The organism is uncultured Thiodictyon sp. (genome assembly GCF_903828115.1).
Taxonomy (GTDB): Bacteria; Pseudomonadota; Gammaproteobacteria; order Chromatiales; family Chromatiaceae; genus Thiodictyon.
On sequence record NZ_CAIKKU010000300.1, the window covers coordinates 1 to 13256 of the forward strand.

Here is a 13256-nt window from a genome sequence, read left to right on the forward strand (position 1 = left end):
AAGCGATGCACTACGATAACCTCGATTACGACAACGACAACGACAACGACAACGACAACGAAAATGGCGCTATAGGCAGTCCCTAACCATTAGTGAACCGCTCCTAATCGACAGACATGGCTTCAGGCGCCATCCCGGACAGACGGGTTCCCTGCCAGGCCGGTTGGTTACGGCGTTGCCGATCGCGCTCCTCCAGCCGCTCGAAGAGATCCAAGACCCACACCACGCGGCTCTCGATCTTGGGCGGACGCGCCTGCACTGGGGGCGGGTTGATGGATGCTGGCGTCATCGACGGCACGCCGAGCGGCTGCCCCAGGGGTTGGACACGCACCGCCTCGACCAGGAACAGGGTCTCGGCCAGGGGCGGCAGGGCAACGGTCCGGCGGGGGAAGGCGGCCGCCAGCACCCGTGGGAGCAGCTGCGCCTTGCGGCGAGGGGAAACCACGGCGCGGCTGCGCACCGAGTCCCAACCGCGGCGGCCGACCTCATGACCGATCTCGGCATAGAGGTGACGCGCGGCCCCGATCCCGGCGCGGCAGCGCAGCGGCAGACCGCCGATCCCCTGATCGGCGCGGGCGTACAACCCCTCGGCGGCCTCGAGCAGCCGCGAGACCACGCGTCCCAAGGCGGGGCTCCAGACCGGGTTGACCAGCCAGGCGTCCGGGTCCAGCCCCTCTTCGCGCAGCCACTGGCGCGGCAGGTAGAGCCGGCCGTTGGCCGCGTCTTCCCCCACGTCCCGGGCGATGTTGGAGAGCTGCATGGCCACACCCAGATCACAGGCGCGGGCGATGAGGTCCGGGTCGCGCACGCCCATCAGGAGGGTCATCATGGCCCCGACGGTAGCGGCCACGCGCGCGGAATAGGCATAGACCGACGAGAGGTCCTCGTAACGGCGGCCCTCCGCGTCCCATGCAAAACCTTCAATCAGGGCATCCAATAGAGTACGGGGAACGGCGAACTGCTGGACCACGTCGGCGAGGGCGCGGTCCGCGGAAATCTGCATGGGGCGGCCGGCGTAGACCGCATCGAGGCGCTGACGCAACGCAAGCACCGCGTCATGGGGGCGGTCGGCGAGGTCGATCTCGTCGTCGGCGATGCGGCAGAAGGCATAGAGTGCCGTGGCCGGCTCATAGACCGACCGCGGCAGCAACAGCGACGCGGCGTAAAAGGACCGGGAACCCCCGCAGAGCAGGTCGCGGCAGGCGGCCTGGTCGGCGGGGGTCGAGAAGCGAGGGCTAAGCGAAGGCTGTCGCATTGGGGACCACCGTATCGAGTACACGGGCGGATGAAATGACGCCGGGGACACCGGCGCCGGGATGGGTACCGGCCCCCACCAGATAGAGGTGACGCACCTCCTCGCTGGCGTTGTGGGGGCGGAACCAGGCGCTTTGCCAGAGCACGGGCTCCAGGCTGAAGCCGGCGCCCTTGTAAGACAGGAGCCGGTGTTTGAAATCGAGCGGGGTGGTTACCTTTGAGGTGACCAGATTCTCGGACAGCCCCGGCAACAGGCTCTGCTCCAGATAGGCGCAGATCGCCTGGCGGTAGGGCTCGCCCTGGGTCTCCCAGTCGGTACCGCTATCCAGGTTCGGGACCGGGGCCAGGGCATAGAAGGTGTCGCACCCGGGCGGTGCCACCGAGGGGTCGGTGGCGGTGGGGCGATGCAGGTAGAGGCTGAAGTCTTTGGCCAGCACCTTGCGGCCGAAGATGTCGGTGATCAGTTCGCGGTAGCGCGGACCCATGAGGATCGTATGGTGAAGGACGTCGGGGTACTGGCGACGGGTCCCGAAGTACCAGACAAAGAGCCCGTTGGAGTACTGCGAGCGTTTGATCCGCCAATCCGGCCAGCGGCGGCGTTTGATCGAGGGCAGGAGGTGCTTGTAGGTCCAGGCGGGGTCCGCATCCGAGACCACGATCGCGGCGTCGATCTCCTCCCCGTTCGTCAGCCGAACCCCACGGACGGTGCGCTCCGTGGTCAGGATCTCCGCCACCTCGGCCCCGCACCGGACCTGATTGCCTTGGCCCTCGATCAGGCCGACCAGGCCCTGCACGATGGCGCCCGTCCCGCCGATGGTCGAATGCACCCCCCACGCCCGCTCAAGGTATGAGATCAAGGCATAGATCGAGGTCACCGTGAAGGGGTTGCCGCCGATCAGGAGCGGGTGGAAGGACATGATGGTCCGCATCCGCGGGTCCTTGATATAGGAGCACACCAGGCTGTAGACGCTGCGATAGCTCTGGAGCTTCAGCATCGACGGGATGATCCGCACCATATCCATGAAGGAACTGAAGGGCGTGTGCCCGAGTTGCTCGAAGCCGACGCGGAAGATCGCCTCGCTCTTCTTCAGGAAGCGCTCGTAGCCTTCCAGGTCGGCGGGGGCGAAGCGCAGGATCTCCGCCCGGATGCGCTGCGGGTCGCCGCTGTAGTCGAAGTGCTCGCCATTGTCGAAGCGGATACGGTAAAAAGGCTCCATCCGCCGCAGCTCCACCTCGTCCGCGAAGCGCTTGCCGCACAGCGCCCACAACTCATCGAGCAGGAAGGGGGCGGTGATGATGGTGGGACCCGCGTCGAAGCTGAAGCCGTCCTGGTGATGGACATAGGCGCGGCCCCCGGGGGCATCCAGACGTTCCAACACCGTCACCCGATAGCCGCGCGCCCCGAGCCGGACCGCCGCCGCCAGGCCGCCGAAGCCGCTGCCGATGATCACCGCGTGGGGCTTCTGCGTCTGCGACTGGGAGGCGGCAGGCTGGGGGACGCTCGGGGACAGGGCTGTCAACTCAGATGTACTCTGCGTGGTGTCAAGACTGGTTGACAGTATAGCATCCGGGGGCCTGGTGTCGCCTCATTTTGGGCCGCTGAAAGTCGCGCAGCGACGCTGTGGGAGCGGCTTCAGCCGCGACGGGCCGCGCGCGGCGGCGGCGTTCGCCGCGGCCCCGCATCGCGGCCGCGGGCCGCTCCCACAAGGAATTTTCATGTCCCGGGGTGATCGGCGAGGCCTCATGGGCGTTACCGTGAAAGTCGCGCCGGGAGCGCGCTCCTCATCTCCCTCCCCCTCTGGGGGAGGGCCGGGGAGAGGGAACGGCCATGGCGCCCGCGCGATCCCGCGCAGCGCCTGGCCTTGCCTCAGCGCAGTGCCCGCGGTATCCGGAACGGCAGCATCGCTTGCACCCAGCGCGTGCTGAACCGGTCGAGGTATACGCTCTCATGCATCGCCGTCACCGGCTCGCCCAGCAGATGCGTCGCCAGCACGGAGCGCGTGTAAAACGGCGTGTTCTCCAGCGGCTCGTCGCCCCAGTTGGAATCGAGGTAGCCGCTGCCCGACCAGTGCAACGAGGGCCGGTCGAGCTTCACCTCGCCGCGCGCGAACGGGGCGATCGGCGCCCAGCAATGATGCCCAGCCTGATCGAGGCGATGCGGCTGACCGGCCACCGCGCACGGATAGACCCGCACGGTGCCATTCAGCGAGTTATGGTTCAGCGGATCACTGTCGCCGCGCCCAGGCGTCGTAGGGTGAAAATTCGCTACGTTATAAGGATTCCTGGCGTCACCAGTAGCTCATCGGATTGGCCACCATGATATACCCACCCGTCTTGAGTTTCTGGTTTTTCGTAAAAGGCTGACTTACATAGCGAAACTAAGAACGAAAAACGCATACAAGGTTGACGGTTACCGCGTGTGCTGGAGGACAAAAGGGTGCCGCCCCCAAGGGCGCTGACGCCGGCGCTGTTGCCTGGAACCCGCGTCGGTCTCGATCGCGAAAAACACACCGTTGGACTGGGTCAAAACTGGACTACAGTTCGCGTATTGTAGCGACCGCTATGCGCGCGGGATAGGTATTTTTGCCCGCTGCTATTCATCAGTGAAATACTTTATATAACAATTGACCAAGTGTTGCTGAGACGAACAAAAAAGGTGCTATATATCAAGATTGTGCATTTCATGGTGCGTCATGGCCCAGGGTCTTTGCCAAAAGGATGGGAGGCGCGCACCAGTAGTGCCATAACGCTGAGAGATAATAGCTGCCGCATCATGTATGGATCGCGTGTGCGCCGTAGCAAAAATGGGCGGCGCTCGCCATCTCGAGCTAAAGTCGCGCCCCGCGAAGTTCCGCTTGCGCCGCCGCGGGTCAGTTGGGATTTGCTTCGGCGATGGTCGGATCTGTCCTGGGCCCCGCAGATCGGCCAGATATCAGGAGGCTTATTTCGAAAGTCGTTGTTTTCGGCGCGACCGGCAAGGCCGGGCGCACGGTGGCCCTGAACCTGCTGGCCGCGGGACATCAGGTGACCGCCTTTGGACGCAATCCGGCGGACATCCCCGCGTACCAGGGGCTTACCGCGATCGTGGGCGATGCCTTGAACGCCGCCGATGTGACGTCCGCCGTCGCCGGACAGGACGCCGTGGTGGTCAGCCTGGGCGATTCCGTAAATCCCATTGCCCTCATGCTGGGGGCCAAACGCACCACCCCGCCCAACATCTGCGAGGTCGGCACCGCCAACGTGATCGCCGCACTGAAGGCGGCCTCGGTCGCGCGTCTCATCTGCATCACGTCCTAGGGCGTCGGCGACACGCGCGGCCGGTTGACGCCGGCGTTCAGAGTCTGGCTCCGCGTGCTGCGGCTGGGCGAGCAGTTGGGCGACAAGGACCGGCAGGAGGAACTGGTCAAGGCAAGCGGCCTGGAGTGGACCCTGATCCAGCCGGTCGGCTTCACCGACGGCGCCGCCACTAAGGAACATCAGCCCGTAGGGTCCGCTGCGCGGACCTGCAACCTTCCGTCCAACAGGGTGGCCGAGTTTATATGATCAAGGCCCGTTCGCGCGACCGGGACAGGCGATTACCCCGAACGCCAGGCCCCTCACGCAAACCTCACCCCGGCCAGTCGTTGCGATGTCCCCCAAAGCCGGGCGGCGACCGGACCGTCCAACGCCTTGGCAGGCATCGTGGCCGTTCCAGGTGGGCCCTTGAGTTCCCGCCACCCCGTCGGCCCGTAAAACCCGCCGCCGCGCGCCTCCGGCGCGGTCGCGGCAAACAGGATCGGCAATACAGCCAGTGGGGCCGCCGGGCTGAGCGGCAGCAACAGCGGCTTCGCGATCCACCAGAGCGCCCCCAGTAAGCCGCGTGAGGCGGGTCCGTTGCTGATAATGTCGGTGCGGGCATAGCCCGGATGGGCCGTCATGCCCTCGACCCCCCAGCCCGCGGCCTCGCTGCGGCGCTGCAATTCCAATGAGAACATCAGCAGTGCCAGCTTGGTCATGCCATAGGTTTGGAACGGGACATAGGCCAGTTCCGACTGCAGGTCGGAGAGATCGATCGAGTCCAGGTTCGCCGCCAGGCTGCTGACGTTGACCACGCGGGCGCCGGGGACGCGCCGCAGCAGCGGCAGCAGTCGGGCCGTCAGGGCAAAATGACCGAGATAGTTGGTGGCGAATTGCAGTTCAAAGCCGTCGACCGTCAATTGTCGTTCGGGCGGTGCCATGACCCCGGCATTGTTGACGAGCAGGTCGATACCCCGTCCCGCGGCGAGCATCGTCTGCGCAAAGGCGGCGACCGAGGCGAGCGACGCCAAGTCGAGCCGCTCGAAGCGCACAGTTGCACCGGGATGGGCGGCGCGCAGGCGTGACACCGCGTTGGCGCCTTTGTTGTCGTTGCGGCCCGCCAGCACGACCTCGGCACCCGCCGCCGCCAGCGCGAGTGCCGCCTCATAACCGAGCCCGCCGGTGGCGCCGGTAACGACGGCGAACCGCCCGCGTTGCGACGGGATCTTAGCGGTGGTCCAGCCCGTCATCTATTGATCTCCAACGAATAGAGGTGTGCCAAGTTACGGCGAATGTCCGGGCCTTGCATTGACATTTGCGCCTCGGTCATCGCTGCGCCAGCCGCCCGCAACCTTGTGGACCGGATTTACCGTGAGAGTCGCGCAGTGACGCTGTGGGAGCGGCTTTACCGTGAAAGTCGCGCCGGGAGCGCGCTCCAATTCCCCCTCTCCCTCTGGGAGAGGGCGGGGTGAGGGAACGGCCATGGCGCCCGCAACTTTCATCTTCCGGGGTGGCGCGGGCGCCATGGCCGTTAGCCGCGACGAAGCCTCGCAAACTGCCGCTCCCACAGCGTCCCTGCGCGACTCTCACCGCTAAACCGCCACGGGGCACCGTCCCGGCACCAGCGGCGGCCCGAAAAACTACTTGTCTTGCTGACCCTTGGCCGAGTCTCGACGACCCCAATCCTGCCAGCGTTGCCGCAGATCAACCAGGTGTATGACCAGCGCCGCGAGGAGAAAGAACGACACCCACTGCCAAGGCGCGCCGGTGAGGGCCGCGCGCGCCGCCAGCAACAGACAACTGCCGGGGACGAGGATGAGCAGGGTTCCGAGCGGCGGCACTGGGCACCGGCCCTTGCGCCACAGCACCATGAGCGTGATCGCCTCCACACCGATTAGAAACAGGACCAGGTCGATGCTGTGCCCGCTTGCAAAAAATTCAGCCATGGTCCACCCCTTCTGCCTTGTCAATGATCAGTTTGCCGAGACGATCCCGAGCAGGTCCCCCAAGTCCTTGAAGAAAAGCCGCATCTATGTCGCCGGCTTGGTGCGCACCAGGCGCTGCGACGCTGGTCGTCGCGCCGTCGGGAAAAACGAAGTCCAGCAAGATCTTGCCCTGAACGGATAGGAAATTCAACCAGCCGAAACCGGATACAAAAACCTATAGGCTACGCGGGCATCGCATCAGCTGCTCTGTCGCGCGTGCGGCGCGTGCGACAGCCGGCGGTTCAACGCCCAGCCAGGTCGCCGCCTGCTCATAGTGATCTTCTTTCCGAGTGCGCCGGAAAAAATCCTTCATCCAATATCTGTTCCTGCGTGTATGGGCAGACTGACGGAAAGCAGTTGATGCGAATGCCGGTTTCTTTTGCTGCCAAGCCGGCCGCATCGCCATAAATTTCTTCGATCAGGCCGGAAAGTCCGGACGTGAGCCCCGGGGATTTTTCAAGCCGCCTCGCGATTCGGTCCCGCTGCTCGACGATCGTCGAGCGCCAACTGTCACCTTTGAATTCCTTCCAGCGCTCGGACAGACGGCTGTATTGAAATTGCCACTTCAGGAGGTGGGCAAGCAATATTACGAGACGGTTTTCCAACTCGTTCCGCTCGCTTCGCCCCATGTCCCTAAGCTCCTCGAGCAAATGTACAATGTCCAGATCGGCAAAACGCCCGGCGCTCAGCGCATCGATTTGTTTATTCGCCCAGGCGTGATAGTCACGGCCATAAAGCTCGCTCGCATCGGACATACGTTTTTTCACCCTTACACTACAAGGAAAACAGGCTCACAACAAATGCGTCTACTCGGGAGTTGCAGGCGGGTTCCAGTGACACCTGCTTAAGTAAGCGCCATTCGACTCTGCCCCTTCCCCCCTCGGTCCCGGCAGGTGATGTGGTAACGGGCTCCGGCAAACTCAATGCGCCGGGGTCGAATCGAATTGCGTCCGCCGGGAAAAGTTACTCGAGCCTGGCCCCTTACGCTTTCCTTATGTCTTGCGCTCCGCTTGGAACCCGGTAGCAGCGCCTGTTCGGCCAGCTTCACTGATCGAGTCCAGATACAACGTATCCGGACAAATATCTTGCTCATGGGGCCAGGCAACGGTGCCGCCAGAAACGTTGGCCGACTTAAAGTAGCTATAATTCCTCAACTCCTTGAAAACGCCAAACTCCAATAAGCCTGAACAATCATATATTTTTCGCTCACCGTTACTGAAAACGATAGACAATTTGTAATCATTCAAGACCGACACTTCCTCAACTCTTGGATTCATATAGTTACCTCAACGGGTCAATCTTGTAGGGTAGTTCACCTGCTACGGCCAGTTCCCAATTCGCCATCAGTTCTTCCTTATGTATTTCGATCCAGGCATGAACAAGCTTCATTTTTGAAGAGGGGATGCCTCCTTCAAGAATGTTCCCGTCCGGTATGGAGACTATGACCTCCTGTCCTGAATACGTTATATGAACATGGGGCAATTTATGTTGCCTGTTGTCCATGAAATACATATAAACTATGATCCCATAAAACGCTGAAATTGACGGCATGATTGCTCCTAAAGCTATTGAGCTATGGGGTCGTTATGAGCCATGGAACCATGCAAAAGTCAAGACCTTGCCCCATCCCTCTGGACTAATCCGCTCCCGGTACGGCCCCTGCCGCGCCTCCTGCCGTCCTTAGAGGCAGGGGATTGTATCCCCAAGTCCGGGATCGGCACCAACGGCCGGGAGGCGTGTCACGCCGCGGACGACGCTCGGTCGGGCGCAAGCCGTTCCTGCGAGGGGTTCCGCGGGACTGGCCAGCGTGCGATTGAGGGTAAAGTGTAGATCCTTTTCCGGATCGCAGGTGAGCGCGATTACAGGCCGCGGGCGGATTGTCCAGCACGATGAGTCCGGGCGCCTAGCTGCCGGCGGGCTTCTTCGTCACCCCCTACACTGCCGCGGGCGAGGTGCGCGGTCACATGCCGCCGCCCGGTGCGGCACTTGGTGCACGGACAACCGTCAAACCTGAGTCCGGCAATTAGTCACGCCAAGGCGCCAAGCACCCCAAGAAAAACAATAGGGTGCCCACGCGACCACTTGGCTGGTGATCCGTCGGGCGCCGATATCGCATTGAAAATACTTGGCGAGCTTGGCGCCTTGGCGTGCGAACTGCTCTTTCTGGGGCGAACGTGGCGGCGGGCGCCAACTCCTTGGGGTAGACCCAACAGTCGTGTCACCAGCCGCCACTTGGCGCCCCGTCCCAGCGCTGGTGCGGCCTGTCGGGAATCATCTGTTTTCAGACACCCACGACAAGCCGTGAAATTCGGGCCTCGCACCTACGCCTGGACCGCACGGAAAACCCTGTCATTAAGGTACTTTTGACGGAAACCTTGGTCCGGAGTGCGGAGGTTTTCCGTCCGCGAAGTGGCGGCTGGTGACACGACTGTTGGGTCTACGACAAGTCCCAGGAGATTGAAGGCTCGCGGGAATCACCGACCGTGAGCCAGTCCAGCACCATCCAGGCGGCCGGTTGCATCCTTCAGACCATGCCCCGGTGTAGATCGGGACCTGGTAGGCCCAACAAGACTATCTAGGTAACAGCGCTGTACAAGGTAACAGCCTGTCCTACGAATAAGACTATCTAGGTAACAGCGCTGTACAAGGTAACAGCATATATACTATAAGTATATGATATAAAAGAAAAAATGTGCATCTCCCGATTTTCGTGTATCCTGGTTCGAGTTTGATAAACCCAACCTGGAGAAAGAAATGGCTACATGTGAGTTGACCCCTAAGTCACCCTTGAAAATCCCACGCCCGTCTTACAGCGAATTAGTAGAAAAGATGAAAACGCAAACAAATGATAGGCAAAAAAGGGCTTTAAGCATAAGGAGATGGCTGAGTTGCTTGCGCCTTAAAGGCGAAGATGGTAAGCGCTGGTTAATACATCTGAAACATGCTGAATCAGAGGTGAGGCTTGGCGATGGGTTTGGCATCCTTTTCTATCTTAGAGAGGAAGACTTGCAATTTTTCATAAAAAAAGCAGAGCGAGCCGATATTGAAAAGGCTTGGCCTAGTAAAAAAGCTGAGGAGCGTTACCGTCAGGGAATCAAACATTTAGTTGAACTTCGAGATGCTGCGTGTGAGTTCACCAACTCTCTCGACGTTTTGGAGTTGTAGATTCAGATTGGAGTTTCCGGCGTTTGAGGCAGATCCAGCACTTGTGTCACTAGCCGCCACGTCGCAGACGGAAAACCACGCGCCGGGGTTTCCCGTCTGCACTACCTTACCGACAGGGTTTTCCGTGCGGTCCCGGAGCGGTTAGGGGGCCTGAGGGTCACCCCGTGTCGCCGAGGTCGGAAAACAGGTGTTTTCCGACAGGGGGGCCACGACTGTGCCGTGCCCGAAGTGGCGGCTGGTGACACGAGTGTTGGGTCTACCCCTCCTTGGCGGGCGTCGGAGGCAATGCGGCCCCCTTGGTCCCAGCCCGCCCCCTCTGGTACTGTTGCGTCCAACCCTCGTCGTCACCGGAGTCGCCCGAGAATGGACCTGTTGCTGCGCCTTTCGGCACTCATCGATGCCCTCAACCGCCGGATCGGGCGCGCCACGATCTGGCTGGTCCTGGGCTGCGTGCTGCTCAGCGCCCTCACCGCGACCCTGCGCTATCTGCTCGACTGGGGCTCGAACGCCATGATCGAGGCGCAGTGGTTCATGTTTGGCCTGGTGTTTCTGCTCTGCGCCCCCTGGACGCTCCAGGAGCAGGGCCATGTGCGGGTCGATATCCTCTATACGCGCCTGCCGCCCCGCGGCCGGGTCTGGGTCGACTGCCTGGGGGCGCTGCTGTTCCTGCTGCCGGTGTGTGTGCTGATCGTCTGGGACTCCTGGGGCTGGTTCCTGCTCTCCTTTCACCAGAACGAGTCGTCCTTCAACCCGGGGGGCCTGTGGTGGTGGCCCATGAAGCTCGCCATTCCGGTCGCCTTCTCGCTGCTCGCCGCCCAGGGCGTCTCGGAGATCATCAAGGGTGCCGCGATCCTGATGGGGCGGCGGCCCTTGCCGACCGTCCCGGCGGGGCACTGAGATGACGATCTGGCTCGCCGCCAATCTGGCGCCGGTGATGTTCTCGGCCCTGGTGCTGTTTCTGCTCATCGGGTATCCGGTCGCCTTCTCGCTCGCCGCGGTCGGGATGCTGTTCGGCTGGATCGGGGTCGAGCTTGGACTGCTCACCCCGGCCCTGTTGCAGGCCTTGCCGGACCGGGTGTTCGGTATCATGCGCAATGAGATTCTGCTGGCGATCCCCTTTTTCACCTTCATGGGGTTGGTGCTCGAGCGCAGCGGCATGGCCGAGGACCTGCTGGATACGGTTGGCCGGATCTTCGGGGGGGTGCGTGGGGGCCTCGCCTATGCGGTGATCTTCGTCGGTGCCCTGCTGGCCGCCACCACCGGCGTGGTCGCCGCCTCGGTGATCGCCATGGGCCTGATCTCGCTGCCGATCATGCTGCGCTACGGCTATGACCGGCCCCTGGCGGCGGGCGTGATCGCGGCCAGCGGGACCCTGGCCCAGATCATCCCGCCCTCACTGGTGCTGATCGTGATGGCCGACGTGCTCGGCCGTTCGGTCGGGGATATGTATAAGGGTGCGCTGCTGCCGGGGCTGCTGCTGACCGGGTTCTATGTGCTCTATGTCTTCGGCAACTCGGTGGTGCGTCCGCACGCACTCCCGGCCCTGCCGGCGTCGGCGCGGACCCTGCGCGGGCGCGCCCTGGCCTGGCGGATCATCGTTGCCCTGATCCCGCCGCTGGCGCTCATCTTCCTGGTGCTCGGGACCATCTTCATCGGCTGGGCGACGCCGACCGAGGGCGGGGCTATGGGGGCCGTCGGTGCGCTGCTGCTGGCCCTCGCCAAGGGCCGATTGACCCGTGCCGTGCTGGTGCAGGCAATGGCGGCCACGGCGAAGATCACGAGTTTCGTGGTCTTCATCCTGATCGGCTCCAGCGTCTTCAGCCTGACCTTCCGGGGGGTGAGTGGGGACCTGTGGGTAGAACACCTGCTGCTTGGGCTGCCCGGCGGGGCCTTGGGATTCCTGATCGTCGTTAACCTCATGGTCTTCGTGCTTGCGTTCTTCCTCGACTTCTTCGAGATCGCCTTCATCATCCTGCCGCTGCTGGCCCCGGTGGCGGCGAAGCTCGGGATCGATCTGGTCTGGTTCGGGGTGCTGATCGGGGTCAACCTCCAGACCAGCTTCACGCACCCGCCGTTCGGCTTTGCCCTGTTCTATCTGCGCTCGGTCGCGCCGCCCGCGGTGCGCACCGCCGATATCTATTGGGGGGCGGTGCCCTTCCTGGGCATCCAGGTGCTCATGGTCGTGTTGATCGTCGCCTTTCCCCAGGTAGTGAACTGGGGGCTCGATAGCACTGCCGCGCGCGCGACCCCGACGCAGGTCACCATCCCGGATCAGGGGGGCGGGGCCAGCCTGCTCGATAGTCAGGAGTATGACGGGGCGTTCACGGTGCCGCGCGAGGGTGACGGGCAGTGACGCCCCTGATCAGGGACCTACTTCCTCTTACGCATCGCCAACAAGAAGTTGGTCATGGACGACTCCGCCACGCCCCACCAGGCATCGGAGGTTTCCTGGAAGGTCCGCATTGAATCATAGATTCCCTTGAAGGCGGGGTTCTTGGCGGACTCTTCGGCATAGACGGCCAGCGCGGTTTCGTAGGCCTTGAGCAGCACGTCGTCCGGGAAGCGCTTGATCACCGCGCCGTTCTGCACCAGCCGTTGCATGGCGGGCGGATTCCTGGCGTCGTAGGCGGCCAGCATCATCATGTGGGCCTCCGCGGCGGCGGTCTGGAAGGCGGCCTGGTAGGCGGGCGGGAGCGCGGCCCACTGGTCCTTGTTGACATAGAAGACGAGTTGGGCACCCGGCTCCCACCAGCCCGGGTAGTAATAATATTTGGCGACCTTGTAGAAGCCGAGCTTCTCGTCGTCCGAGGGGACCGTCCATTCCGCCGCGTCGATGGCCCCGCGCTCCAGGGCGGGATAGACCTCGGCGCCGGGGAGTGTTTGGGGGAGGGCGCCCATGCGGGAGAAGATCTCGGCACCGAAGCCGGGGATGCGGATCTTGAGCCCCTCGATGTCTTTCAGTGACCGGATTTCCTTGCGGTACCAGCCGCCCATCTGGGCGCCGGTGCTGCCGCCCGGGAAGTTGAGGATGTTGTACTCGGCGAACAGGGCGCGCAGCAGTTCCATGCCGCCGCCGTACCAGGTCCAGGCGTTGAGTTGTCGGGCATTGAGTCCGAAGGGGATGGTGGTCTCGAGCGCCAGGGCCCGGTTCTTGCCGAAATAGTAATAGGAGACGGTGTGGCCGCATTCCACGGTGGCCTGTTGCACCGCGTCCAGCACCCCGAAGGGCGGGACCAGTTCGCCGCCGGCGAAGACCCGGATCTCGAAGCGACCGTCGGTCAGTTCGGACACCCGTCGGGTCAGCGTCTCGGCGCCGCCGTAAATCGTGTCCAGGCTCTTGGGGAAGCTCGATGCCAGGCGCCACTTGATGGTCGGGGTCTCGGCCCGGGCCGGGAGGGCCAGACCGGCCGCGGCAGCGCCGATGCCGGCGCTCTTTAGGAAATCACGTCTGTGCATGGCTGGTCCTCGCAACGGGTGAGTGGTCATCGGGGCAGGGGTCTCCTGCCCGCCGCGCCGCGGTCGGGCGCGCCACGATTGTAGCGGGATCATCACCACGGGGCCAAAGCCCGCAGCAGG

At 63.1% G+C, this 13256-nt stretch carries 13 protein-coding genes and 1 pseudogene; 4 read left to right on the forward strand and 10 right to left on the reverse strand.

What is annotated here, in order from left to right; all coding sequences use genetic code 11:
- Positions 1-103: 103 nt before the first annotated feature.
- The 3 genes from QZY48_RS11015 to QZY48_RS11025 form a co-directional block, all read right to left on the reverse strand.
- Positions 104-1255: a phytoene/squalene synthase family protein gene (locus tag QZY48_RS11015; protein WP_295430906.1), complete on the reverse strand. Its 1152-nt coding sequence runs from the start codon at positions 1253-1255 to the stop codon at positions 104-106.
- Positions 1236-2765, reverse strand: a complete 1530-nt coding sequence (locus QZY48_RS11020) for a phytoene desaturase (protein WP_295430917.1) — start codon at positions 2763-2765, stop codon at positions 1236-1238. Before QZY48_RS11020 ends, QZY48_RS11015 begins: the two co-directional genes overlap by 20 nt.
- A 356-nt stretch (positions 2766-3121) precedes the next feature.
- Positions 3122-3448, reverse strand: coding sequence for a hypothetical protein (locus tag QZY48_RS11025; protein WP_295430907.1), 327 nt, complete (start codon positions 3446-3448; stop codon positions 3122-3124).
- A 698-nt stretch (positions 3449-4146) separates the two neighbouring features.
- On the opposite strand from QZY48_RS11025, the pseudogene QZY48_RS11030 reads away from it, so the two are divergent.
- Positions 4147-4797: pseudogene (locus QZY48_RS11030) on the forward strand (NAD(P)-binding oxidoreductase).
- Positions 4798-4850: 53 nt separating this feature from the next.
- On the opposite strand, the gene QZY48_RS11035 reads toward QZY48_RS11030, so the two are convergent.
- From QZY48_RS11035 to QZY48_RS11060, 6 genes are all read right to left on the reverse strand, one after another.
- Positions 4851-5780, reverse strand: coding sequence for an SDR family oxidoreductase (locus tag QZY48_RS11035; protein ID WP_295430908.1), 930 nt, complete (start codon positions 5778-5780; stop codon positions 4851-4853).
- 390 nt (positions 5781-6170) lie between these two features.
- A complete protein-coding gene (locus QZY48_RS11040) occupies positions 6171-6476 on the reverse strand; it encodes a hypothetical protein (protein ID WP_295430909.1) in 306 nt (101 codons plus the stop codon).
- A complete protein-coding gene (locus tag QZY48_RS11045) occupies positions 6469-6666 on the reverse strand; it encodes a hypothetical protein (RefSeq protein ID WP_295430910.1) in 198 nt (65 codons plus the stop codon). The genes QZY48_RS11040 and QZY48_RS11045 overlap by 8 nt, the downstream gene beginning before the upstream one ends.
- A 118-nt stretch (positions 6667-6784) precedes the next feature.
- Positions 6785-7282 (reverse strand): DUF29 domain-containing protein, encoded by a 498-nt coding sequence (locus tag QZY48_RS11050; protein WP_366929668.1) that lies wholly within the window; start codon positions 7280-7282, stop codon positions 6785-6787.
- A gap of 225 nt (positions 7283-7507) precedes the next feature.
- The gene (locus QZY48_RS11055; protein WP_295430911.1) at positions 7508-7792 is read right to left on the reverse strand and encodes a DUF2442 domain-containing protein; all 285 of its coding nucleotides are present in this window, start codon (positions 7790-7792) and stop codon (positions 7508-7510) included.
- Between the two features lie 4 nt (positions 7793-7796).
- Entirely contained in the window at positions 7797-8066 is a 270-nt protein-coding gene (locus QZY48_RS11060; protein WP_295430912.1) for a DUF4160 domain-containing protein, read from the reverse strand.
- A gap of 1203 nt (positions 8067-9269) precedes the next feature.
- Between QZY48_RS11060 and QZY48_RS11065 the strand changes: the two genes are divergently transcribed.
- From QZY48_RS11065 to QZY48_RS11075, 3 genes are all read left to right on the forward strand, one after another.
- Positions 9270-9680 carry a hypothetical protein gene (locus QZY48_RS11065; protein WP_295430913.1) on the forward strand — a complete coding sequence of 137 codons (411 nt, stop codon included), beginning with the start codon at positions 9270-9272 and terminating at the stop codon, positions 9678-9680.
- Between the two features lie 363 nt (positions 9681-10043).
- Positions 10044-10577 carry a TRAP transporter small permease subunit gene (locus QZY48_RS11070; RefSeq protein ID WP_295430914.1) on the forward strand — a complete coding sequence of 178 codons (534 nt, stop codon included), beginning with the start codon at positions 10044-10046 and terminating at the stop codon, positions 10575-10577.
- A 1-nt stretch (position 10578) separates the two neighbouring features.
- Positions 10579-12033 (forward strand): TRAP transporter large permease subunit, encoded by a 1455-nt coding sequence (locus tag QZY48_RS11075; protein WP_295430915.1) that lies wholly within the window; start codon positions 10579-10581, stop codon positions 12031-12033.
- A gap of 17 nt (positions 12034-12050) precedes the next feature.
- Here QZY48_RS11075 and QZY48_RS11080 read toward each other — a convergent pair whose 3' ends face one another.
- On the reverse strand, positions 12051-13136 hold the full coding sequence (locus tag QZY48_RS11080; RefSeq protein WP_295430916.1) for a TRAP transporter substrate-binding protein: 1086 nt from the start codon (positions 13134-13136) through the stop codon (positions 12051-12053).
- Positions 13137-13256: the final 120 nt, after the last annotated feature.